The organism is Cryobacterium sp. W22_MBD10_FK3 (assembly GCF_052113745.1).
Lineage (GTDB): Bacteria > Actinomycetota > Actinomycetes > Actinomycetales > Microbacteriaceae > Cryobacterium.
The window spans coordinates 101118-124438 of record NZ_JBGQOH010000008.1; the positions used below are offsets into that span (position 1 = coordinate 101118).

Annotated in this window: 23 protein-coding genes; 18 read left to right on the forward strand and 5 right to left on the reverse strand. The window is 68.6% G+C overall.

Annotation, left to right across the window (positions count from 1 at the left end; translation table 11 throughout):
- Positions 1–28: 28 nt before the first annotated feature.
- The gene (locus ACEN2M_RS10345; protein ID WP_441648034.1) at positions 29–856 is read right to left on the reverse strand and encodes a sugar phosphate isomerase/epimerase family protein; all 828 of its coding nucleotides are present in this window, start codon (positions 854–856) and stop codon (positions 29–31) included.
- Positions 857–1051: 195 nt separating this feature from the next.
- On the opposite strand from ACEN2M_RS10345, the gene ACEN2M_RS10350 reads away from it, so the two are divergent.
- The 5 genes from ACEN2M_RS10350 to ilvC all read left to right on the forward strand — a co-directional run bounded on the left by ACEN2M_RS10350 (position 1052) and on the right by ilvC (position 8493).
- A complete protein-coding gene (locus tag ACEN2M_RS10350) occupies positions 1052–3247 on the forward strand; it encodes a bifunctional alpha,alpha-trehalose-phosphate synthase (UDP-forming)/trehalose-phosphatase (RefSeq protein ID WP_441648035.1) in 2196 nt (731 codons plus the stop codon).
- An 88-nt stretch (positions 3248–3335) separates the two neighbouring features.
- On the forward strand, positions 3336–5030 hold the full coding sequence (gene ilvD, locus ACEN2M_RS10355) for a dihydroxy-acid dehydratase (RefSeq protein WP_441648036.1): 1695 nt from the start codon (positions 3336–3338) through the stop codon (positions 5028–5030).
- A 37-nt stretch (positions 5031–5067) separates the two neighbouring features.
- The gene (locus ACEN2M_RS10360) at positions 5068–6918 is read left to right on the forward strand and encodes an acetolactate synthase large subunit (protein ID WP_441648037.1); all 1851 of its coding nucleotides are present in this window, start codon (positions 5068–5070) and stop codon (positions 6916–6918) included.
- Between the two features lie 2 nt (positions 6919–6920).
- Positions 6921–7430 (forward strand): acetolactate synthase small subunit, encoded by a 510-nt coding sequence (ilvN, locus tag ACEN2M_RS10365; RefSeq protein WP_441648038.1) that lies wholly within the window; start codon positions 6921–6923, stop codon positions 7428–7430.
- Between the two features lie 34 nt (positions 7431–7464).
- Positions 7465–8493, forward strand: a complete 1029-nt coding sequence (gene ilvC, locus ACEN2M_RS10370; protein WP_130178984.1) for a ketol-acid reductoisomerase — start codon at positions 7465–7467, stop codon at positions 8491–8493.
- 212 nt (positions 8494–8705) lie between these two features.
- On the opposite strand, the gene ACEN2M_RS10375 is transcribed toward ilvC, so the two are convergent.
- On the reverse strand, positions 8706–9755 hold the full coding sequence (locus ACEN2M_RS10375) for an alpha/beta fold hydrolase (RefSeq protein WP_441648039.1): 1050 nt from the start codon (positions 9753–9755) through the stop codon (positions 8706–8708).
- Positions 9756–9801: 46 nt separating this feature from the next.
- Here ACEN2M_RS10375 and ACEN2M_RS10380 point away from each other — a divergent pair, with 46 nt between their 5' ends.
- From ACEN2M_RS10380 to ACEN2M_RS10410, 7 genes are all read left to right on the forward strand, one after another.
- A complete protein-coding gene (locus tag ACEN2M_RS10380) occupies positions 9802–10476 on the forward strand; it encodes a DUF998 domain-containing protein (protein WP_441648040.1) in 675 nt (224 codons plus the stop codon).
- Between the two features lie 269 nt (positions 10477–10745).
- The gene (locus ACEN2M_RS10385; protein WP_441648041.1) at positions 10746–11801 is read left to right on the forward strand and encodes a zinc-dependent alcohol dehydrogenase family protein; all 1056 of its coding nucleotides are present in this window, start codon (positions 10746–10748) and stop codon (positions 11799–11801) included.
- Between the two features lie 36 nt (positions 11802–11837).
- The gene (locus ACEN2M_RS10390; protein ID WP_441648042.1) at positions 11838–12356 is read left to right on the forward strand and encodes a DNA polymerase III subunit gamma/tau; all 519 of its coding nucleotides are present in this window, start codon (positions 11838–11840) and stop codon (positions 12354–12356) included.
- The gene (locus ACEN2M_RS10395) at positions 12356–12727 is read left to right on the forward strand and encodes a bacitracin resistance protein (protein ID WP_441648043.1); all 372 of its coding nucleotides are present in this window, start codon (positions 12356–12358) and stop codon (positions 12725–12727) included. Before ACEN2M_RS10390 ends, ACEN2M_RS10395 begins: the two co-directional genes overlap by 1 nt.
- A 257-nt stretch (positions 12728–12984) precedes the next feature.
- Positions 12985–14661, forward strand: coding sequence for an FAD-dependent oxidoreductase (locus ACEN2M_RS10400; protein WP_441648044.1), 1677 nt, complete (start codon positions 12985–12987; stop codon positions 14659–14661).
- A 36-nt stretch (positions 14662–14697) separates the two neighbouring features.
- Positions 14698–14997 (forward strand): rhodanese-like domain-containing protein, encoded by a 300-nt coding sequence (locus tag ACEN2M_RS10405; protein WP_441648045.1) that lies wholly within the window; start codon positions 14698–14700, stop codon positions 14995–14997.
- A complete protein-coding gene (locus ACEN2M_RS10410; protein WP_441648046.1) occupies positions 14994–15320 on the forward strand; it encodes a metal-sensitive transcriptional regulator in 327 nt (108 codons plus the stop codon). Before ACEN2M_RS10405 ends, ACEN2M_RS10410 begins: the two co-directional genes overlap by 4 nt.
- A gap of 36 nt (positions 15321–15356) precedes the next feature.
- Here ACEN2M_RS10410 and ACEN2M_RS10415 read toward each other — a convergent pair whose 3' ends face one another.
- The gene (locus ACEN2M_RS10415) at positions 15357–15758 is read right to left on the reverse strand and encodes a DoxX family protein (protein WP_441648047.1); all 402 of its coding nucleotides are present in this window, start codon (positions 15756–15758) and stop codon (positions 15357–15359) included.
- Between the two features lie 97 nt (positions 15759–15855).
- Here ACEN2M_RS10415 and serA point away from each other — a divergent pair, with 97 nt between their 5' ends.
- Positions 15856–17448 (forward strand): phosphoglycerate dehydrogenase, encoded by a 1593-nt coding sequence (gene serA / locus ACEN2M_RS10420; protein ID WP_441648048.1) that lies wholly within the window; start codon positions 15856–15858, stop codon positions 17446–17448.
- Between the two features lie 71 nt (positions 17449–17519).
- Here serA and ACEN2M_RS10425 read toward each other — a convergent pair whose 3' ends face one another.
- Positions 17520–17771, reverse strand: coding sequence for a DUF6458 family protein (locus ACEN2M_RS10425; RefSeq protein WP_066596422.1), 252 nt, complete (start codon positions 17769–17771; stop codon positions 17520–17522).
- A 172-nt stretch (positions 17772–17943) separates the two neighbouring features.
- Between ACEN2M_RS10425 and ACEN2M_RS10430 the strand changes: the two genes are divergently transcribed.
- The 4 genes from ACEN2M_RS10430 to ACEN2M_RS10445 are packed head-to-tail and all read left to right on the forward strand — an operon-like array spanning position 17944 to position 21323.
- Positions 17944–19035, forward strand: a complete 1092-nt coding sequence (locus tag ACEN2M_RS10430; RefSeq protein ID WP_441648049.1) for a 3-isopropylmalate dehydrogenase — start codon at positions 17944–17946, stop codon at positions 19033–19035.
- A 31-nt stretch (positions 19036–19066) separates the two neighbouring features.
- Positions 19067–20203 (forward strand): branched-chain amino acid aminotransferase, encoded by a 1137-nt coding sequence (locus ACEN2M_RS10435; protein WP_441648050.1) that lies wholly within the window; start codon positions 19067–19069, stop codon positions 20201–20203.
- Entirely contained in the window at positions 20200–20982 is a 783-nt protein-coding gene (locus tag ACEN2M_RS10440) for a fumarylacetoacetate hydrolase family protein (protein WP_441648051.1), read from the forward strand. Before ACEN2M_RS10435 ends, ACEN2M_RS10440 begins: the two co-directional genes overlap by 4 nt.
- Before the next feature lie 20 nt (positions 20983–21002).
- A complete protein-coding gene (locus tag ACEN2M_RS10445; RefSeq protein ID WP_441648052.1) occupies positions 21003–21323 on the forward strand; it encodes a hypothetical protein in 321 nt (106 codons plus the stop codon).
- Positions 21324–21423: 100 nt separating this feature from the next.
- Here the strand turns inward: ACEN2M_RS10445 and ACEN2M_RS10450 are convergent, their stop codons facing one another.
- Entirely contained in the window at positions 21424–22083 is a 660-nt protein-coding gene (locus ACEN2M_RS10450; RefSeq protein ID WP_441648053.1) for a TetR/AcrR family transcriptional regulator, read from the reverse strand.
- 181 nt (positions 22084–22264) lie between these two features.
- Between ACEN2M_RS10450 and ACEN2M_RS10455 the strand changes: the two genes are divergently transcribed.
- Positions 22265–23305, forward strand: coding sequence for an NADP-dependent oxidoreductase (locus ACEN2M_RS10455; protein WP_441648054.1), 1041 nt, complete (start codon positions 22265–22267; stop codon positions 23303–23305).
- Positions 23306–23321 lie beyond the last annotated feature (16 nt).

Here is a 23321-nt window from a genome sequence, read left to right on the forward strand (position 1 = left end):
CTACGCTACCGGTCCTCGACGGATGCGGCTAGCTGGACGATTCCTGATCGGTCAGGGCCCGCCCCCTGCCGCGGGTGTGTTCCCTGGCGAAGGTGAGGGTGGCCGTGAGCATCGCGAGGCGCTCCGACTCCGAGCGGGCGGTTCGGGTGTTCACCTCGGCCACGATCGAGCCCGTCCAGGCGGATGCTGCGAGGAGCTGCAGCACCTCTGCCACAGGCTCGGAACCCTGGCCGGGCAGCAGGTGTTCGTCGAAGACCCGGCCCTCGTCGAGCGAGCCCGACCCGTCGCAGAGGTGCACGTGCCGCAGCCGCTCGCCCAGGGCCGTGGCCATGCTCAGGCTGTCGTGGCCGCTCAGGGCGCAGTGCGAGAAATCGAGGGTCACCGCGGGGCAGTCCATCACGGTGGGATCCCAGCCTGGGGAGTACGCCTTCACGCCGCGGCCGCCGATCTTCCACGGGAACATGTTCTCCACCGCGATCTGCAACCCGGAGTGAGCCCCGAGGTCCCGCACTATCCGCAGAAAATCTTCGGCATAGCCGGCCTGCCAGCGAAACGGCGGGTGCACGACGACAGTGGATGCGCCGACCTGCCCGGCGAGGTCCGCGGACTTGTCCAGCTTCACCCGGGGGTCACGGCCCCAGACGAAATGGGTGAGCAGCAGCACCGGCGCGTGGATCGAGAGGATCGGCAGGTCGTACCGCTCGGAGAGGGCCGTCAGCGCCGCCGCATCCTGGGTGTTCTCGTCGCGGGTGACCATGATCTCGACGCCGTCGTAGCCGGCTTCTTTCGCCAACTGGAAGGAGTCCTCCAGCGGCAGCGGATAGGCGCAGGTGGAGCTCATGCCGATGCGAATCACGGCGTCAGCATAGTCTTCGCTGGTAACCTCGAGGTACAGCCAGGTGCCCGCAGAGGCGGGTGCCGGAATGGATGAGTCATCGAAACCGCAGCCGACACTACCGCCGCCGACACCGCCGAGACCGACACCGCCGCAACCGGCACGAGTGCGGGCGCGACCAGCGCCGCCACCGCACCGGAGCCAGGTCCCGACTCCGTGGCGCCCGGTCACTTCGACCTGGTCGTGGTCTCCAACCGGCTTCCCGTGGACTACGAACTCGCCGAGGACGGCACCGAAAGCTGGCGCACCTCGCCCGGTGGCCTGGTCACCGCGCTCGAGCCGATGATGCGCGCCTCAGACGGCGCCTGGGTGGGCTGGCCCGGAGTGGCCGACCGCGAATTCGAACCGTTCGAGAACGACGGCATTTCCATCGTTCCGGTGCGGCTCAGCACCGACGACCTCGAGCTTTACTACGAGGGCTTCTCCAATGACACCCTGTGGCCGCTGTACCACGATGTGATCGCCTCGCCCAGCTACCACCGCGAATGGTGGGAGGCCTATGTGCAGGTCAACCGGCGTTTCGCGACCGCGGCAGCCGCGGCAGCAGCACCGGGCGCCACGGTCTGGGTGCACGACTACCAGCTGCAGCTGGTGCCGCGGATGCTCCGCGACGCCAGGCCCGACCTGGTGATCGGCTTCTTCAACCACATCCCGTTCCCGCCGTACGGCATCTTCGCGCAGCTGCCCTGGCGCAAGCAGATCCTCGACGGCCTGCTCGGCGCCGACCTGATCGGGTTCCAGCGGCTGGCCGACGCCGGCAACTTCTCCCGCGCCGTGCGCCGCCTGTTCGGTTACTCCACTCGCGGTGTCGCGGTGGACGTGCCCAGCCAGAACGGCCAGCACCGCCGGGTCATCGCCAAGCACTTCCCGATCTCGATCGACGCCGAATCCTACGAGGAAATGGCCAAGCGGCCGGAGATCCAGGAACGGGCCCGCCAGATCCGCGAGGACCTCGGCAACCCCAAGACGATCATGCTCGGCGTGGACCGCCTGGACTACACCAAGGGCATCGGCCACCGGATCAAGGCGTTCGGCGAGTTGCTCGCCGACGGCACGCTCAGCGTCGAGGACGTCACGCTCGTGCAGGTCGCCAGCCCGTCCCGCGAACGTGTCGCCACGTACATGCAGCTGCGCGACGAGATCGAACTCGCCGTCGGCCGCGTGAACGGCGATTACTCCACCATCAGCCACACCGCCATCAGCTACCACCACCACGGGTACCCGCGTGAAGAGATGGTGGCGCTCTACCTGGCCGCAGACGTGATGCTCGTCACGGCGCTCCGCGACGGCATGAACCTCGTGGCCAAGGAATACGTGGCCGTGCGCTACGACGGCGACGGCGTGCTCGTGCTCAGCGAATTCGCCGGCGCCGCCGACGAGCTCAAGCAGGCCGTGCTGATCAACCCCCATGACATCGACGGCATGAAGGCCTCGATCATGAAGGCCATCACCATGCCCAAGCGCGAACGCACGAGGCGGATGCGGGCCCTCCGCCGCAAGGTCTTCGACAACGACGTGGCCACCTGGTCCGCCTCGTTCCTGCAGACCCTCACCGGTGGGGCCGCCGTGCCCAGCGGCGTGCCGGAGAACCTCGTCGCTGCGCTCAAGGACATCAGCTCGGCCGAGACCATCCTGGTTGCCCTCGACTTCGACGGCACCCTGGCGCCGCACGTCGACGAGCCGGAGGACGCCCGGGCCGTGGACGGCACCCACGACGTGGTTCAGCGCCTGCTCGACCTGCCCGGTGTGCGCGTCGCGTTCGTGTCGGGTCGGGCCCTGGTGAGCCTCAAGCACGTGGCCGAGCCGCAGACCGAGGTTCTGCTCACCGGGTCGCACGGCATCGAGGTGCAGCTCGACGACAACGGCATCGAACTGGGCCTGGTGCCTGCGGAACTGGAACAGCTGGACACCCTCACCCGGGTGCTCGAGCGCATCTCCGGGCCGGTGTTCGGCACCTGGATCGAGCAGAAGCCGGCCGGTCTGGCCCTGCACACCCGCCTGGCAACCGCGCAGGACGGCCAGGCCGTGCAGCGCGAGGCCCGCGACCAGCTGGCCGAGCTGCTGCCCGCTCTCACCGTGCGGGAGGGCAAGAACGTGCTCGAATTCTCGGTGCGCTCCAGCACCAAGGGCGACGCCCTGGAGCGCCTGCGGGTGCACACCGGCGCCGACAGGGTGCTCTACGCCGGCGACGACGTCACCGACGAAGACGCCTTCACCGTGCTGGGCGAAGGCGACCTGGGCCTGAAGATCGGTCCGGGCGCGACCCTGGCCGGCTACAGGGTGCGCGGCCCCAAGGAGGTCACCCAGGTGCTGGCGCTCCTGGCCGACTTCCGCGGCGCCGGGCAGCCGTAAGCGGTCTTCGACCCGAGTCCTGCGCGTCGCGGACGTGCCACCGGATCTCATGACCGGCGTGCCGTCCGCGACGTTCTAGACTCGGAGCATGTCTGAGATCGATATCAAGCCACGCAGCCGCGACGTCACGGATGGCATCGAGGCCACCACCTCCCGCGGCATGCTCCGCGCGGTCGGAATGGGCGACGCCGACTGGGACAAGCCCCAGATCGGTATCGCGAGCTCGTGGAACGAGATCACCCCGTGCAACCTCTCGCTGGACCGCCTCGCGCAGGCATCCAAGGAGGGCGTGCACTCCGGTGGCGGCTACCCGCTGCAGTTCGGCACCATCTCGGTCTCCGACGGCATCTCGATGGGCCACGAGGGCATGCACTTCTCCCTGGTCTCGCGTGAGGTCATCGCCGACTCCGTCGAGGTCGTCATGCAGGCCGAACGCCTCGACGGCTCGGTGCTGCTCGCCGGCTGCGACAAGTCGCTGCCCGGGATGCTCATGGCCGCCGCCCGCCTGGACCTCGCCAGTGTCTTCCTCTACGCCGGGTCGATCGCGCCCGGCTGGGTGAAGCTCTCCGACGGCACCGAAAAAGACATCACCATCATCGACTCGTTCGAAGCCGTCGGCGCCGTCAAGGCCGGCCGCATGAGCGTCGAAGACGCCAAGCGCATCGAGTGCGCCTTCGCCCCCGGCGAAGGTGCCTGCGGTGGCATGTACACCGCAAACACCATGGCCAGCGTCGCCGAGGCCCTGGGCATGAGCCTGCCCGGCTCCGCCTCGCCCGCCTCCGCCGACCGTCGCCGCGACTACTACGCGCACCGCTCAGGCGAGGCCGTCGTCAACCTGCTGCGCCTGGGAATCACTGCCCGCGACATCCTCACCAAGAAGGCCTTCGAGAACGCCATCGCCGTCGCCATGGCCTTCGGCGGATCCACCAACGTGGTGCTGCACCTGCTCGCCATCGCCCAGGAGGCCGAGGTCGAGCTCACCCTCGACGACTTCAACCGCATCGGCGACAAGGTTCCGCACATCGGCGACCTCAAGCCGTTCGGCAAGTACGTCATGAACGACGTCGACCGCCACGGCGGCGTTCCCGCCGTGATGCGCGCGCTGCTCGAGGCCGGCCTCATCCACGGTGACGCGCTCACCGTGACCGGCAAGACCGTTGCCGAGAACCTCGCCGAGATCGACCCGCCGGAACTCGACGGCAAGGTGCTGCGCACGCTGGACAACCCGATCCACGCCTCCGGCGGCATCACCATCCTCAAGGGCTCGATCGCCCCCGAGGGCGCCGTCGTGAAGACCGCCGGCTTCGACAGCGACATCTTCGAGGGCCCCGCCCGGGTGTTCGAGCGTGAACGCGCGGCCATGGACGCCCTCACCGCCGGGGAGATTCTCAAGGGCGACGTCGTCGTCATCCGCTACGAAGGCCCCAAGGGCGGCCCGGGCATGCGCGAGATGCTCTCGATCACCGCGGCCATCAAGGGCGCCGGCCTCGGAGCCGATGTACTACTATTGACTGATGGTCGATTCTCAGGCGGCACAACCGGACTGTGTATCGGCCATATAGCACCCGAAGCGGTGGACGCAGGTCCCATCGCCTTCGTGCGCGATGGTGATCTGATACGGGTCGATATCGCAGCTCGCACGCTTGACCTACTGGTCGACCCAGCTGAGCTGGCCGCCCGCCGAGAAGGCTGGGCTCCACTTCCTCCCCGTTACACCCGTGGCGTCCTCGCCAAGTACTCCAAGCTCGTGCGATCCGCGGCCATGGGTGCGACCACGGGATAATCGTCACCATCCGTCACCGACTTAGGGATTTGCTCTCATGACCACGGAACCCTCGCCCGTGCCATCTCCGTCCATTCCAACGCCGTCCGTGCCCGTTGCCGGCACCGCGTCCGCTTCGGCGGCCGGGTCCGACTCCGGCACCCCGGAAATCCTCACCGGCTCCGGCGCGATCCTCCGCACCCTCAAGCTGCTCGGCGTCACCGACGTCTTCGGGCTGCCCGGCGGCGCGGTCATCCCGCTCTACGACGAGCTGATGAACCAGGACGACATCCGCCACATCCTCGTTCGCCACGAACAGGGCGCCGGCCACGCCGCCGAGGGCTACGCGTCCTCGAGCAACCGGGTCGGGGTGGCCATCGCCACCTCGGGCCCCGGCGCGACCAACCTGGTCACGGCGATCGCCGACGCCTACATGGACTCGGTGCCGCTGCTGGCGATCACCGGCCAGGTATTCTCCACCCTGATGGGCACGGATGCCTTCCAGGAGGCCGACATCGTCGGCATCACCATGCCGATCACCAAGCACTCCTTCCTGGTGAAGCGGCCCGAAGACATCCCCGCCGCCATCGCCTCCGCGTTCCTGATCTGCAACACCGGACGCCCCGGACCGGTGCTGGTGGACATCACCAAGGACGCCCAACAGCTCAGCGCCCCATTCATCTGGCCGCCCAAGCTCGACCTGCCCGGCTACCGGCCGATCACCAAGGCGCACGGCAAGCAGGTGCAGGCCGCGGCCGCGCTTCTGGCCGGCGCCGAAAAGCCCGTCTTCTACGTGGGCGGCGGCGTCATCCGCGCCCAGGCCTCACCCGAGCTGCTCGAGCTCGCCGAACTCACCGGCGTGCCCATCGTCACCACCCTGATGGCCCGCGGCGCGTTCCCCGACTCGCACCAGCAGCACCTGGGTATGCCCGGCATGCACGGCACCGTCGCGGCCGTGCTGGCGCTGCAGGAATCCGACCTGATCATCGCGCTCGGCGCCCGCTTCGACGACCGGGTCACCGGCAAGGCGAGCGAGTTCGCGCCGAACGCGACCATCGTGCACGTGGACGTGGACCCCGCCGAGATCGGCAAGATCCGCGCCGCCGACGTGCCCATCGTGGGCGACGCCAAAGACGTGATCGCCGACCTCACGGTGGCGTACCGCGAAGCGATCGCCACCACGACGCCCGACATCACCCAGTGGTGGACCTACCTCAACGGCCTCCGCGAGAAGTTCCCGCTGGGCTACAGCGAACCGGCCGACGGTCTGCTCGCCCCGCAGTACGTGATCAAGCGCATCGGCGAGCTCACCGGACCCGAGGGCGTCTACGCCGCCGGCGTGGGGCAGCACCAGATGTGGGCCGCGCAGTTCATCAAGTACGAACGGCCCAACTCCTGGCTGAACTCCGGCGGAGCCGGCACCATGGGGTACTCGGTGCCCGCTGCCATGGGCGCCAAGGTCGCCGAACCCGACCGGGTCGTCTGGTCCATCGACGGCGACGGCTGCTTCCAGATGACCAACCAGGAGCTCGCCACCTGCACGATCAACAACATCCCGATCAAGGTGGCGATCATCAACAACTCGTCGCTGGGCATGGTGCGCCAGTGGCAGTCCCTCTTCTACGACGGCCGGCACTCCTTCACCGACCTGAACACCGGCCACGGCACCGCGATGGTGCCCGACTTCGTGAAGATGGCCGACGCGTACGGCGCCCTGGGCATCCGGGTCACCAGCGCCGACCAGGTCGACGACGCGATCAAGCTCGCGTTGGCCACCAACGACAGGCCCGTGGTGATCGACTTCATCGTGAGCCGCGACGCCATGGTGTGGCCGATGGTGCCGCAGGGTGTCAGCAACAGTTTTGTGCAGTACGCCAAGGACCACGCCCCCACCTGGGAAGAGGAGTAGCCATGAGCACCCACGTTCTGAGCCTCCTCGTTGAGGACAAACCGGGCCTCCTGACCCGCGTCGCCGGCCTGTTCGCCCGGCGCGGGTTCAACATCGAGAGCCTCGCCGTCGGCCACAGTGAGATCCCCGGCCTGTCGCGCATCACCATCCTGGTCGACGTCGAAGACGCCCCGCTGGAACAGGTGACCAAGCAGCTCAACAAGCTGATCAACGTCATCAAGATCGTCGAGCTCGACCCGAGCCAGTCGGTGCAGCGCGAACACCTGCTCGTCAAGGTGCGGGCGGACAACACCACCCGCTCCCAGGTGCTCGAAGCCGTCACCCTGTTCCGGGCTCGCGTCGTCGACGTGGCGACGGATGCCGTCGTCATCGAGGTGACCGGTGACTCCGGCAAGGTCTCGGCGTTCCTGCGGGTGCTCGAGCCCTACGGCATCAAGGAAATCGCCCAGTCGGGCCTTCTCGCCATCGGTCGGGGATCCAAGTCGATCACCGAACGCGTCTTCAAAAACTAATTTCTGCAGTCCAACAACCAAGGAGAACACCACATTGTCTGAAATCTTCTACGACAAAGACGCCGACCTGTCCCTGATCCAGGGCAAGAAGGTCGCCGTCATCGGCTATGGCTCGCAGGGCCACGCCCACGCGCAGAACCTGCGCGACTCCGGCGTCGAGGTCGTCATCGGACTCAAGGAGGGCTCGAAGTCCCGCGCCAAGGCCGAAGAGGTCGGCTTCACCGTCAAGAGCGCCGCCGAGGCATCCGCCTGGGCCGACGTGATCGTGGTCCTCGCTCCCGACCAGGTGCAGCGTCACCTCTACAAGGACGACATCCTCCCGAACCTCGCTGAGGGCAAGGCCCTGGTCTTCGGCCACGGCTTCAACATCCGCTTCGGCTACATCGAAGCGCCCGCGGGCGTCGACGTGGTCATGGTCGCCCCCAAGGGCCCGGGTCACACCGTGCGCCGCGAATTCGAGGCCGGCCGTGGCGTTCCCGTCATCGTCGCCGTCGAGAAGGATGCCTCGGGCAACGCCTGGCCGCTGACCCTCAGCTACGCCAAGGCGATCGGTGGCCTGCGTGCCGCCGGCATCAAGACCACCTTCACCGAAGAGACCGAGACCGACCTGTTCGGCGAGCAGGCCGTTCTCTGCGGTGGCGCGTCGCAGCTGATCCAGTACGGCTTCGAGGTTCTCACCGAGGCCGGCTACCAGCCGCAGGTCGCCTACTTCGAGGTTCTGCACGAGCTCAAGCTCATCGTCGACCTGATGTGGGAGGGCGGCATCGCCAAGCAGCGCTGGAGCGTCTCCGACACCGCCGAGTACGGCGACTACGTCTCCGGCCCGCGCGTCATCGACCCGAGCGTCAAGGAGAACATGAAGGCCGTTCTCGCCGACATCCAGAACGGTGCATTCGCCGAGCGTTTCATCAACGACCAGGACGCCGGAGCACCCGAGTTCCTCGCCCTGCGCAAGAAGGGCGAAGAGCACCCGATCGAGGCCACCGGCCGCGAGCTGCGCAAGCTCTTCGCGTGGAACGCCTCGAACGACGACGACTACGTCGACGGCGAAGCCGCCCGCTAGCTCGCAGCTTCTGTTTACCCGAAGGGGCCGGTCACTCGACCGGCCCCTTCGGCGTGCGTCTGCGCCCGGACCCACGCATCGATGTGCGGCAGAATGCCCCATCGGCGCGCCCCAAGGGGGTTTTGCGGCGAGTCGCGGAGGGACGGTGCGTCGACATGCCGGTAAGTACCCCATCGGCGCGCCGCAAGGGGGCTTGTGCGGCAAGTCGCGAGCTAGCCGACCGGTGCCCTGGGCAGACAGCGGGCGCGGATATATCCCGCGATCGGCACCGGGGTGAGATAAGGGAGATGGGCGGCTCCGACGATCGCGTCCGGCTGGTCGGGGCCTGCGCCGGGGGAGTCTGGACGGCCAGGCGCGGCCGTGTCCGGCGCGGCCGTGCCCGGCGCGACGGTGCCGGTGGCGGAGGCGCCGGCACGTTGGCGGGCGTGGGTGAGCGTCTCGGCGATCTCCCGGAACACCGGCGCTGAGCCGGTGCCGAACGCGAACCGAATGTCGGTGCCGGATGCCCGCAGTGCGACCGAGTCGACGCTCTCGCGAGTGCGCGGCAGGTCATCCCGAATGAAGTTCTCGGCCAGGGCCGCCCCGCGTTCGGCGTACCACTCGAGACCGCGCGGGGCATCAAGCGGCCCCGGGCCTCCGTCATCGTCGGAGGTGTCCGGGTCGACGTCGCGGTCCCGAGCTGCCACGCGGGCCACCGCGGCCAGAGCGCCGGTCCAGTCGTCCGGGTGGTTCCGCAGATGGTCTCGCACGGCGCCGGTGGCGCGGGTCAGCAGCGCGGTACCGGCATCAGTGGCGCGGAAGAAGCCCGGCTCATAGACGAGAACCTGGCGCACGAGCTCCGGATGCCGCAGGGCGAGCCGTACCGCCACGATCCCGCCGGCGCTGGCGCCGAAAATCGCGGCGGGAGCGAGCCCGAGGTCATTCAGCAACCCGGCCGCGTCGTCGGCGTGCGCGCGTGAATCGCATGGCCAGCCCTCCCGGCTGCTCCGCCCGGTGCCGCGGGGATCCAGGGTAACCACCGTGAAACCTGAGACGCCGACGGATTCGGCGGACCCGGCGGCGAAGGTGAACCCCGCGAGCCGCTCAGCGATCGGCCGGAACATCTCGGCGTCGTCGCTGGCCGCGCCGATGATCAGCAGCGGCGGGCCGGCGCCGCGCACCTCGGCGTACAGCCGGCATCCGTTCACGTGGTGCCAGCCCACGGTTGGAGCCGGTGCGCCGGGAATCGCGAAGGGGTTGCCGGGGGACTCGTCGCGAGCCATGGCTGAATTCTATGAGCGGTCCCGCCCGCCCGATAGGCTGCCGCAGATGAACTCTATGAACGCCGGGGGAGAGACCCGGGCGACCTCCCGGTCGGGCGGTGGGCCGGGGCACCGCCTGCTGGCGACCGTGGCACTCGTGGGCGCGGTGCTCTACGTGCTGGTCGACATCGTGCTGCAGGTGTTGCCGCCGCACTACAGCGTGGTCTCCGAGGCCGAGAGCAACCTCGCGGTGGGACCATACGGCTGGATCATGAACCTGAACTTCCTGGCCAGGGGAGTGATCACGGTGTGCGCCGTCGCCGCGCTGGCCGCGTTCGGGCCGAGGACCCGGCTGCGGCAGTCGGGTCTGGCCGTGATGCTGCTCGCCGGCGCCTGCTCGGCGGCGCTGGCGTTTCTGCCCACCGACATCCCGGGCCCGGATGCGCCTGGCCTTGCGCCGACGACGGCGCTCGGTAGCGCTCATCTGCTCGTCGCGGCCGTCGGCTTCATCGCTGCGCTGATCGCCTTCGCCTGCCTCACGGTCTGGTTGCGCCGAAGCGACCGGCTGCGGGCGGCGTATCCGGCCGCTGCCATCCTCACCGGCGTGGGCCTCGTCGGCCTCCTCTGGCTGGCCGTGGCGGCCACTCTGCTGCCCGGCGTGATCGGCCTGGCCGAGCGTCTCTGCCTGGCGGGTGTGCTCGGCTGGGTGATCGCGGTCTGCGCGGTCATCCGCCGCCGCTGACCCACCCCCGCATCCCGCCTTCCCCCGCACCCCGCATCCCGCCCCGCATCCCGCATTCCCCCGCACCCCGCATCCCGCCCCGCATCCATCCCGCACAGCCCGCACCCGGCCGTCCCGGTCAGGACTGGCCCGGTTCTGCTAGTCCCCAGGCGCCTCCGACTAGCAAAAGTGGGCCAGTCATGATCGGGGAGCGGGGTCGGTCGAGAAATTCGGGCGCGCGCGTACTATGGCCGGCAGCGTGCGCAACACCGATGCAAAGGAGCGTCATCGTGAAAGCACTTGTCTATGGCGGCCCGGGCGTGAAGACCTGGACCGACGTGCCGGATCCACAGATCCTGCGGTCGACCGATGCGATCGTGCAGATCGACACCACCACCATCTGCGGCACCGACCTGCATATTCTCAAGGGCGACGTGCCCGCCGTCACTCCCGGGCGCATCCTGGGCCACGAGGGCGTCGGCACCGTCGTGGCGGTGGGGGAGTCGGTGGAGTCGATCAGCGTCGGTCAGCGGGTGCTGATCTCCTGCATCAAGTCGTGCGGGCACTGCGCGAACTGCAAGACCGGGCTCTACTCGCACTGCCTCGGCGACGAGGGCCGCTCGGGAATCGGCTGGGTTTTCGGCCACCTCATCGACGGCACCCAGGCTGAGTTGGTGCGAGTTCCCTACGCGGACAACTCGCTCTACCCGCTGCCCGAATCGGTCACAAACGGTGAGGCCGTGATGCTCTCGGACATCCTGCCCACCGGCTTCGAGATCGGGGTGCAGTACGGCCAGGTGGCACCGGGCGATGTGGTCGCCGTGATCGGTGCCGGCCCGGTGGGCCTGGCGGCCATCGCCACCGCCGGACTCTACGGGGCCGGCGCCATCGTGGCCGTGGACCTCGACGAGAACCGGCTCGAGCAGGCGAAGACTTTCGGCGCCACTCACACCGTGCGTTCGGGCCGGCCCGAGTGGCGGGACGAGGTGCTGGCCCTCACCGACGGCGCCGGCGTCGACGTGGCCATCGAGGCCGTGGGCATCCCGGACACCTTCACCATGGCCACCGAGATCGTGCGGCCCGGCGGGCACCTGGCCAACGTGGGCGTGCACGGCAAGCCCGTGCCGCTGCACGTAGAGAACCTGTGGATCCAGAACATCAGCATCAGCATGGGCCTGGTGAACACCAACACCACCCCGATGCTGCTGAAACTGGTGACCCAGCACAAGATCGCTGCCGAGCGGCTGGCCACCCACCGCTTCGACTTCGACCACGTGATGGATGCCTATGACACGTTCTCGCGGGCGGCCGAGACCCACGCGCTCAAGGTGCTGATCAGCCGGTGACCGCTGGTTCTGCTCAGCGCTCTGTAGGCTGATTGCATGACTTCTTCTCGGGATGACGACGCGCTCGGCTGGGCCGGCGACGACGACCCCACCCTGGTGTCCGGTGGCCCCGGATCCGAACGCGCCCTCCCGCCGGCTGCCGCAGACTCAGTCGGCCGACCCGCCGGTGCCGACGCCGTCGTCGAACCCGGCGACGACCTGCCGGAGGGCTGGGCCGTCACCGGGTCGCCCGGCGGCTACGTCGACGCGCCGGCCGGACCCACGCCGATGTCGAGCACGGCGTTGCTCGCCCTGGGCGTGCTCGCCGGGGTCTATCTCCTGTACACGATCGGCTGGTTCATCGGCGTCGGGCGTATCGACAACCCGCTCAACGATCCGCTGGCCCAGTTCATGTTCTCCCTGGGCACCTGGCTGGCCATCGCGGCCCCCGCTGTGTGGTTCGCCTCCTCGTACTGGCTCACCAGGGGCAAACCGCGCCTGCGCTGGACCTGGCTCATCCTGGGTGTCGTGCTCCTGGCACCGTTGCCCTTCATCGCCGGAACCGGGGGACTCTGATGAGCGCCGACAACACCGTGAACGCCGACACCGCCGGAGCGACTCGCACGCGCCGCACGCCCGCGTGGCTGGCCGCGACCATCGCCATCCTGTTCGGACTGGTCTACGCCTACAGCGCGTGGTCCGGCCTGGGCAACCTGATCGGGCTCAATACGGCGGCGCAGTCCCTCGACACCACGCTGAGCGGCTTCGGCTGGGGTCTGCTGCTGGCCGGAGTGCTCGGTCCGATACTGGTCTTCGGGATCGCGTTCTGGCTTGGCCGCCGCCGGGAAGCCGGACCTCAGGCACTGCTCCTGTTGGCCGGGCTCTGCCTGGTCTCGGCCCTCTCCCTCGACATCTTCGTCTTCGGCCTCGGCAGCCTGATCGTCTAGCGGCCCGGTTGGCCGCCGAAGACCCTGCGCCACAACCCGGGTCGGCGGGCGTCGGCGGCGTGCCCCTGGCAGCGGTCGGCGCGGGGGACGCCCCGCATCACCTGGTCGACGTGCTGCCCGCAGCCCGCCCAATCCTTCTTTCCGCACGTCCTGCACGTCACCTGTCGGCACATTTGTGCTCCTCTCGTCGGTTTCGTCGCCACCCCGGCGGTCGCAACATTTGACGAGCATATACCCCCAGGGGTATCGTCGACGTCATGAAGACGATCATTATCGGAGGCGTTGCCGGCGGGATGTCCGCGGCCACCCGCCTGCGCCGACTCGACGAACAGCGCGAAATCGTGGTCTACGAGCGCGGCTCCCACGTGTCCTTCGCGAACTGCGGCCTGCCGTACCACGTGGGCGGCGTCATCGCCGAACGTTCATCGCTGCTGCTGCAGACCCCTGAAACGCTGGCGGCGCGATTCGCCCTCGACGTGAGGGTGCGCCACGAGGTCATGGCCATCGACGCTGCCGCCAAAACCGTCATCGTGCGCGACCTCACGACCGGGGCGACAAGCACCGAGACGTACGACGACCTCCTGCTCGCCGCCGGAGCCACGGCGCAGGCCGGAGCCACCAGCCCAGGCATGCCCACGCATACGCTCCGCAGCGTCGACGACGTGGACCACATCAACGCCGTCCTCGGACAATCCGGTGCGAGCGCGCACGTGGTCGTGGTGGGGGCCGGCTTCATCGGACTCGAGGCGGTGGAAAACCTGCTCGCCCGGCAGGCCACGGTCACCCTCGTACAGAGAGGCAATCAGGTGCTCTCCCCGCTGGACCCGGAGATGGCCGGTCCCATCCAGCAGGCCCTCGAAACCGCGGGGGTCGACGTGCGCACCGGCACAACCATCGTCGGTGCGTCTGCCGGGTTCGTGATCCTGTCCGACGGTGCACGCGTGCGCGCCGATCTCGTGATCGAAGCCAGCGGCGTGCGCCCGGAGGCCTCGCTCGCCCGGTCAGCCGGGCTTCGTATCGGGCCCACCGGCGGCATCGCCGTGGATGCCAGGCAGCGCACCAGCGACCCCTCGATCTGGGCCGTGGGCGATGGGGTCGAGAAGGTCGACCACATCGATGCCGAGCCCACCCTGGTCACCATGGCGGGGCTCGCCAACCGGCATGGCCGCGCCGCGGCCGACGCGATCGCCGGCACGGCGACCACCGATGCGGCCCCGGCCCTCGGCACCTCGATCCTGGGGGTGCTCGGCCTCACCGTCGCTCTGGTCGGGTGGAACGAGAAGCGCCTGCAGGCGGCCGGCCGGCCCCACCGCGTGGTGCACACGCACCCGTCCTCGCACGCCGGCTATTACCCGGGAGCGCAGCAGATGGCCATGAAGCTGCTCGTCGAACCGGAGACCGATGCGATCCTCGGCGCCCAGATCGTCGGGCGCGACGGTGTCGACAAGCGCATCGACGTCATCGCGGTCGCGATGACGGCAGGGCTCACAGCGTCGGGCCTGTCCAGGCTGGAACTCGCCTACGCCCCGCAGTACGCCTCGGCGAAGGATCCGGTCAACCTTCTGGGCTACGTGGCCGAGAACGCCAAGACCGGGTCCACCCGCTCGTTGCAGTGGCACGAACTCGAGGCCGCCATGGCGACCGGCGCCGTGCTCGTCGATGTGCGGAGCTCCGCCGAATACCAGACCGGGTCGATTCCCGGGGCTCTCAACCTGCCCCTGGACGAACTGCGCGAACGTCACACCGAGCTGCCGGACGCTCCGATCGTGGTGCACTGCCAGGTCGGGCAGCGCGGTCACACGGCCGCTCGGCTACTCAGCCAGCTCGGCCACGACGTGCGGAACCTCGACGGCGGCTGGCTGACCTGGTCGGCCGGCCTCCTCGCCGCCGCGAACCGAGCCGACAGCGCGAGCCGTGTATCGGCCATTCGCTGACGGCACCCAGCCATCGAGATAGGAAAGAATGACACCATGAACCAGATCACCGTAGACCAGCTCGCCGCCCTGGATTCGCCCGTCCTGATCGACGTGCGAGAGCCGGACGAGTTCGCCGGAGGGCACGCTCCCGGCGCCGTCAACCTGCCGATGTCGCAACTCGGCGACCGCCTGGCCGAGATTCCGACCGATGCACCCGTGCACATCATCTGCCACTCCGGCGGCCGAAGCGCACGCGTGACCGATGCCCTGGCCGCACGAGGTGTCTCGGCGATCGACGTCGCCGGGGGCACCTCGGCGTGGATCGCGTCCGGTCGCACCGTGGTGCACCCGTGACAAGCCCCGCCCCCACCACCGGCAGCCTGCACGACGCGCAGGCCGTGCGCAAGGTAGCGAACCGCCTCAAACGAGCCCAGGGTCAACTGGCTGCAGTGATCGCTGCCGTCGAAACCGGTGGCGACTGCCGGGATGTCGTCATCCAGCTCGCCGCCGTGTCCAGCGCCATCGACCGGGCCGGCTTCGCGATAGTGTCGACGGCCATGCGGCAGTGCGTCACACCCGACGATACGGCCACGGATGCGCCGGAGACGGTCGGCCCCGGTGAACGCCCCAAACTCACGGTCGACGAGCTCGAGAAACTCTTCCTCACCCTGGCCTGAGCCCGGAGCCGATCGCCAGGTCGGCTCCAGGCCGGCTCAGCCGGTGAGGCTCGCCGCGAGCACCAGACCGATCAGCACCAGTTGACCGAGCAGCCGCGGAACAAGCGGAATCGCCACCGCGCCGAAGCGTTCCTTGTGTCTGGCCGCGTAGGCGTTGGCGGGGAAGACAGCGACGAGAAAGACGGCCAGGGCGACACCCGACGTAACACGGGTGGTCTCGATGAGCAGGCCGATGCCGCCGGCGATCTCGCAGAGACCGGTGAAGATCACCAGGTTTTTCGGCGACCGCCATCCGGTCGATCGCAGTCGTGGCGGGATCATCGCGGCCATCGTGCGTTGTACCGAGGGAGCAAAATGGCTGATTCCGGCCGCAATGAACACCACCGCAAGCACGATCCGCAGCACGGCTAGGACGTTGGTCACTGACTCGGGGCTCATGGCTCCATTGTGGTGCCAGTAAGGTGTTGTGGTATCTGGCGCCCCACCGTCGAGGCGCGAGCTTCCCTCGCCCGACGCTTTCTAAGGATCTGTTTTCGTGTCGAAGCCCGTCGTATTAATCGCCGAAGAACTCTCGCCCGCCACAGTCGACGCCCTCGGGCCCGACTTCGACGTAGTCAACGTCGACGGCACTGACCGTGCCGCACTGCTCTCTGCGCTGGCCTCCGCCAACGCCATCCTGGTCCGCTCCGCAACCAAGGTCGACGCCGAGGCCCTCGCCGCCGCACCGAACCTCAAGGTCATCGCCCGCGCCGGTGTCGGCCTCGACAACGTCGACATCAAGGCCGCCACCGCGGCCGGTGTCATGGTCGTCAACGCCCCCACCTCCAACATCATCTCTGCCGCCGAACTCACCGTCGGCCACATCCTCAGCCTGGCCCGCCACATCCCGCCGGCGCACGGTGCTCTGGCTCAGGGGCAGTGGAAGCGCTCCAAGTACACCGGCATCGAGCTGTACGAGAAGACCGTGGGCATCATCGGCCTGGGCCGCATCGGCGCGCTCGTGGCCGCCCGTCTGCAGGCCTTCGGTGTGAACATCATCGCCTTCGACCCGTACATCACCTCGGCGCGTGCCCAGCAGCTGGGCGTGCACCCGGTCAGCCTCGACGAACTGCTCGAGCAGTCCGACTTCGTCACCATCCACATGCCGAAGACCCCCGAGACCACCGGCATGATCAGCGCCCCGCAGCTGAAGCTCATGAAGCCCACCGCCTACGTCGTGAACGTGGCACGCGGCGGGCTCATCGACGAAGCCGACCTCTACACCGCCCTCGTCGACGGCACCATCGCCGGCGCCGGCCTGGACGTGTTCGTCAACGAGCCGCCGACCGGGTCGCCGCTGCTCGGCCTCGACAACCTGATCAGCACCCCGCACCTCGGCGCCTCCACCGACGAAGCCCAGGAAAAGGCCGGCGTCTCCGTGGCGAAGTCGGTGCGCCTGGCGCTCTCGGGCGAGCTCGTGCCCGACGCCGTGAACGTCGCCGGCGGTGTCATCGACCCGACGGTGCGCCCCGGCATCCCGCTGGTCGAGAAGCTCGGCCAGGTGTTCTCCGGACTTGCCGCTCACAGCCCGCTCACCAGCGTCGACGTCGAGGTGCGCGGCGAGATCGTCGAGTTCGACGTCTCGGTGCTCAAGCTCGCCGCTCTCAAGGGCATCTTCACCAACGTGGTCAGCGAAACCGTCTCCTACGTCAACGCGCCCCTGCTCGCCGAGCAGCGCGGTGTCGCCGTGCGCCTGATCACCGAGGCCGAGTCGGCCGAGTACCGCAACCTGATCACCCTGCGTGGAGCCCTCGCCGATGGGTCGCAGGTCTCCGTATCGGGCACCCTGGTGGGCCCGAAGCAGATCGAGAAGATCGTGGAAGTGAACGGCTACGACGTCGAAGTGCCGTTCGCCGAGCACCTGATCGTCATGCTGTACACCGACCGCCCCGGCATCGTCGCTGTCTACGGCCGCGAGTTCGGCGACGCCGAGATCAACATCGCCGGCATGCAGATCGCCCGCCACGAGGCCGGCGGCCGGGCGCTCAGCGTGCTCACCGTGGACTCGCCGGTGCCGGCGGCCCTGCTCGCCTCGCTCCGCGACGCGATCACCGCCGACGTCATGGTTGCGATCGACATCACCGAATAACCCTGAGAACGAAAAAAGCCCCGGATGCGAATCCGGGGCTTTTTCGTGTCTCCGTCAGCGACGGGCGCGGGTCACACGTCGTCGATCGACCGCTCCTGCTGCACAGTGCGCTCTCCGCTGACCGGGTCGACGGCGCTGCGGGTGGTGCTGATGCTGCTGCGGCGGCGGGTGAGCAACACCAGGCCGAGCACGAAGATGAGGGCGCCGGCCCCCATCAGGATGTAGCCGACCAGGTCGAGATCGACCCAGTCGACCTGGATGTTCAGGGCCCACACCAGGATGGCGCCGACGACGAACAGGAAGATTCCCAATCCGATACTCATGATGAACCGCTTTCTTCTTCAGTGGCACATGCACGTCGGCGACGCACACGGTCAGGGTCCTCCAGCATAGACAGCGGAATGCGCACAGTAGGGTTGATTTGCAGGGTATCTCCAAGCCAATCTCGCGCCAATATCGCCAGCCCACCGGCTGCCTCACCGTAATCGGAGCCGCATGTCCCGCTCAGTCAAGCTCGCCGTCATCGCCGGAGACGGCATTGGACCCGAGGTCGTCGCCGAGGGACTCAAGGTTCTCGAGGCCGTGACCGCGGCCGAGCCGGTGTCGTTCGAGCTCACCCACTTCTCGCTCGGCGCGACCCGCTTCCTCGAAACCGGTGACGTGCTCACCGACGACGACCTGGCCGCGATCGGCGCTCACGACGCCATCCTGCTCGGCGCCGTCGGCGGCATGCCCGGCGACCCGCGCCTGAAGAACGCCAACATCGAGCGCGGACTGCTGCTCAAACTGCGTTTCTCCCTCGACCACTACGTGAACCTCCGCCCGAGCGTGCTGCACCCCGGTGTGCCCAGCCCGCTCGGCGCCCCCGGCGAGGTTGACTTCGTCGTGGTGCGTGAAGGCACCGAAGGCCCGTACGTCGGCAACGGCGGCGCCATTCGCCAGGGCACCCCGCACGAGATCGCCAACGAGGTGTCGGTGAACACGGCCTACGGCGTGGAACGGGTCGTGCGCTACGCGTTCGAGACCGCTCGGAACCGGCCGCGCAAGCGGCTCACCCTGGTGCACAAGACCAACGTTCTCGTCTTTTCGGGCACCCTGTGGCAGCGAATCGTCACCGAGGTCGCGGCCGAATACCCCGACGTAGCCGTCGACTACCTGCACGTGGACGCGGCGACGATTTTTCTCGTCACGAATCCGAGTAGATTTGACGTCATCGTCACGGACAACCTCTTCGGCGACATTCTCACTGACCTGGCAGCGGCAATCAGCGGCGGCATCGGCCTGGCGGCATCCGGCAATATCAATCCGGAAGGTCGTTTCCCCAGCATGTTCGAGCCGGTACACGGTTCGGCACCAGACATCGCGGGCCGGCAGTTGGCCGATCCCACGGCAGCGATCCTCTCCGTCGCGCTCCTGCTCGACCACCTCGGTCTCACGGATGCGTCGGCCAGGGTCAGCGCGGCCGTCGCGGCCGATATCCTGGCCCGCAGCGTCGACACCAACACCGGCAGCGCCGCCACGGGTCCACGATCCACCAGCGCCGTCGGCGACGCCATCGTGTCCCGCCTGACCGGCACTTCCGCTTAACCGCACTCCCGTCTACCCGAAAGGGACTCCCATGAGCCAGCAGACCACCACCTTCCCGCTCGAATTCGAGCTCACGCCGTCCGATGCTGCGCGCACCCGCGCCGAGCGCGAGACCATCCTCGCCGACCCCGGCTTCGGCAAGCACTTCACCGATCACATGGTCACGATCGACTGGACCATCGAGGAGGGCTGGCACAGCGCCAGGGTCACCCCCTACGGCCCGCTGCTGCTCGACCCGGCCTCGTCGGTGCTGCACTACGGGCAAGAGATCTTCGAGGGCATGAAGGCCTACCGGCACGCCGACGGTTCGATCTGGACCTTCCGGCCGGTGAAGAACGCGGAACGGCTGCAGAGCTCGGCGCGCCGCCTCGCACTGCCCGAGCTGCCGGTGGCCGACTTCATCGAGTCGATCAAGCAGATGATCGCCGTCGACGGCCAGTGGGTGCCCGACGCCCCGGAGACCAGCCTGTACCTGCGCCCGTTCATGATCGCCAACGAGAGCTTCCTCGGCGTGCGCGCCGCGCACAAGGTGGGCTACTACGTGATCGCCAGCCCCGCCGGCGCCTACTTCACCGACGGCGTCGCCCCCGTGAGCATCTGGCTCTCCACCGAGTACTCCCGCGCGGGCCGCGGTGGAACCGGCGCGGCCAAATGCGGCGGCAACTACGCCGCGTCGCTGCTGCCGCAGCAGGAGGCCTACGACAACGGCTGCGCGCAGGTGCTCTTCCTCGATGGGGAGACCGGCACGCACATCGACGAACTCGGCGGCATGAACGTGTTCTTCGTGCACGGCACCGACACCCTGGTCACGCCCCGCCTCACCGGCACCATTCTCGAGGGCGTCACCCGCGACAGCATCATGCAGCTCGCCCGCGACCGCGGCATGACCGTGGTGGAGCGCGACGTGACCGTGGACGAGTGGCGCGACGGTGTCGCATCCGGTGCGATCACCGAGGTGTTCGCCTGCGGTACCGCCGCCGTCGTCACCCCGATCGCGCAGCTCAAGGGTGCCGGCTTCGAGATCGGCTCCGCAGACAGCCCCGCCGGTGAGATCACCATGGCGCTGCGGCAGGAACTCACCGACATCCAGTACGGCCGCCTGCCCGACCGGCACGGCTGGTTGCTGCGCCTGGACGCTGACGCGTCGGATGCCGGGGTGCTCGCGTGAAGATCGCCCGGTTCAGCCACGCCGGCACCATTGCGTTCGGCATCATCGACGACGACGAGCTCGTGGTCCTCACCGGCGACCCCATGTTCGCCGGGTACAACCCCACGGGCGCGCGACTGCCCCTGGTCGACGTCGCACTGCTCGCGCCGGTCATTCCCCGCTCCAAGGTCGTCGGCCTGGCCGGCGCCTATTTCGCGGATGCCGCGGAGAAGGCCGCCGCGCTGGCCGCACCCGGCGGGAAGTCGGAACCGCGCTTCTTCCTCAAGCCCAACACCACCGTCGTGGGACCGAACGATCCCATCGTCCTGCCCGCGGCATCCAGCGATGTGCGCGTGGAGGGCGAGTTGGCCATCGTGATCGGCCGGGTCGCCAAGAACCTCAGCGTCGACGCCGCCGCCGGCGCGATCTTCGGCTACACGATCGCCAACGACGTCACCGCGGTCGATCTGAGCGAGGCCAGCGGGCACGGCGCCAGGGCCAAGAGCTTCGACTCCTTCTGCCCACTGGGGCCGGTGATCGACACCGAGTTCGATCCCGCGGATGGCCGCGTGCTCGGCCGGGTGAACGACATCGAGTTCGAGAACGGCGAGGTGTCGCTGCTGGCCTTCTCGATGGCCGAGATCGTCTCGTTCCTCTCGCACTCGTTCACCCTGCTGCCCGGCGATGTGATCCTCACCGGGTCACCGAGCGCTGCCCGGCAGGTGTCCGACGGCGACACGGCGAGCATCGAGATCCCGGGCCTCGGCGTGCTCACCAACCCTGTGCGCCGCACGGCCTGACCCGGCCTGGCGGGGGACCGATGAACGCCGGCGAGATCTACGCGTCCGAGATCTACACGGCCGAGCTCGAGCCGCGCGAGATCACTCTGCCGCGCCGGGCAGGAATGATCGCCGGGTCGGCGGCGTCGATCGCGCTGAGCCTGTTCGGCTTGGGCGATAGCCCCATCGGACCCGCGGTCTCGGACCTCGTCATCCGGGTCAGGGCCGACGGGCGCGCCGTCTACCGCTCCGGGCAGGGCAACTCGCAGCTGGCCGACTCGATGCTGGCGACCGCGCGCCGCGAACTCGACGAGTTCACCGCGGAGGCCTTCGCCGCGGAGTGGGGACTCGACCTCGCCTGAGCCACAACTGTTGCCAGAACGGACAATTGGTCCCGGTACGCCGGGACCGATTGTCCGGCCAGGGAACAGTTAGCCGCTGTAGACGGTGCGGCCAGCGCGGTCAGGGCGCGGGAAACCAGGCGCGAACCTGGTCGGCGGCCGTGGAGAGCAGGGCGGCCGACTCGGTGGCGTTGACCCGGGCGAGCAGCATGGCGCTCATCGAGAGCGACGCGAGCGTGCGCACCCTTTCGTCGGTGCGGTCGGTGAAACCGGGCTGGCCGGCACCGGGTGCACCGGCGCCCGGTGCAGCGGATGCGTGTTCAGCTGCGCCCGCAGCGGCGGCGGCAGCCCCGGCGAGAGCATGGCGCAGCGCGTCGGCGAGTTCGGTGCGGTACGCCTCCACGACCTCGCGGGCGGGCTCGTCGTGGGTGGCGAGGCCCGTGGCGCAATTGACCAATAGGCAACCACGCCGGGGGGAGTCCAACGGCAGCTTCGCCACGGCCTCGCGGAGCTCGTCGAAGTAGGCCAACAGTTGCCGCCGGCCGGCACCATCCGCTTGCAGGCCACGCAGGCGAGGGCGGATGACGGTGTCCCTGTAATCGCTGACGGCGGCGTCGAAGAGCCCTCGCTTGCTGCCGAACGCGTGGTACAGGCTCGAGCGGTTGAGGCCCGTGGCCGACTCGAGGTCCGCCAGGGAGGCGCCGTCGTAGCCGAGGTCCCAGAAGACGTCGCGGGCGGATTGCACGACCGTGGTGCTGTCGAACGTCTGGAGCCGTCCCATGCGCTGCCTGCCTGCCTTCCGTCCGCGGACGTCTGTCCGGGTGTGCGTGCGATACCTGTGAATGTTCTGTACCGCTCGTTTCACTATAACCGATAGCCCGGCTATAGTAAAACGATCGGTGCAGAAAACGAGGGCCTGCCACAAGCGCCCGGCACCACCACGAACAGTAAGGATTCTTCGCATGACGACAGCTACCAGTACTCAGATTCAGCTCGCCGGCCGGCCCACGGGCTGGCCCACCGCCGCCGACTTCAGCACCGCCGTGATCGAGCTGCCCGAGCTGGCCGCCGGCCAGGTGCGTGTCGTCAACGACTTCATCTCCGTCGACCCCTACATGCGTGGCCGCATGAACGACGTCAAGTCCTACATCCCGCCGTTCGTACTCGGCGAGACCATGGGCGGCGGCGCCGTCGGCCACGTCGTCGAGTCGGCCGCGGAGTCCGTGCCAGTGGGCAGCCTCGTTGTGCACCAGTACGGCTGGCGCGACGTCGTGCAGGAGGATGCCGCGGGCTTCCGTGTCGTTCCCGAGATCCCGAACGTTCCCGCATCCGCCTACCTCGGCGTGCTGGGCATGACGGCGCTGACCGCCTATGTGGGCCTGCTCGAGGTCGCCAAGTTCAAGGAAGGCGACACCGTCTTCGTCTCCGGTGCCGCGGGCGCCGTGGGCAGCATGGTCGGCCAGATCGCCCGCCTCAAGGGTGCCGCCCGCGTGATCGGCTCCGCCGGCACCGACGAGAAGGTGGCCCTGCTCACCGAGAAGTACGGCTTCGACGCCGCGTTCAACTACAAGACCGGCGACCTCGCCACCGCGTTGGCCGAGGCCGCGCCGGAGGGCATCGACGTGTACTTCGACAACGTGGGCGGCGACCACCTCAGCGCCGCGCTCGGCGCCTTCAACGACGGCGGCCGCGCCGCGCTGTGTGGCGCGATCTCGCAGATGAACCGCACCGATGGCACCACCGGCGTGCAGAACATGGTCAACATCGTCACCCGGGGTCTCACCCTCACCGGTTTCACCGTGGGCAACTACCTGGCGCACTTCCCGGCCTTCACCGAGCAGATGGGCGCCTGGTTCGCTGCCGGCGACATCGTCTTCGACGAGACCGTCGTTGACGGCATCGAGAACTCCGTCGACGCGTTCCTGGGCATGCTTCGCGGCGAGAACACCGGCAAGATGGTCGTCAAGACCAACGGCTCCAACCTCGCCGCGGCCGCCAACTAATCCTCGACCGCCGCAA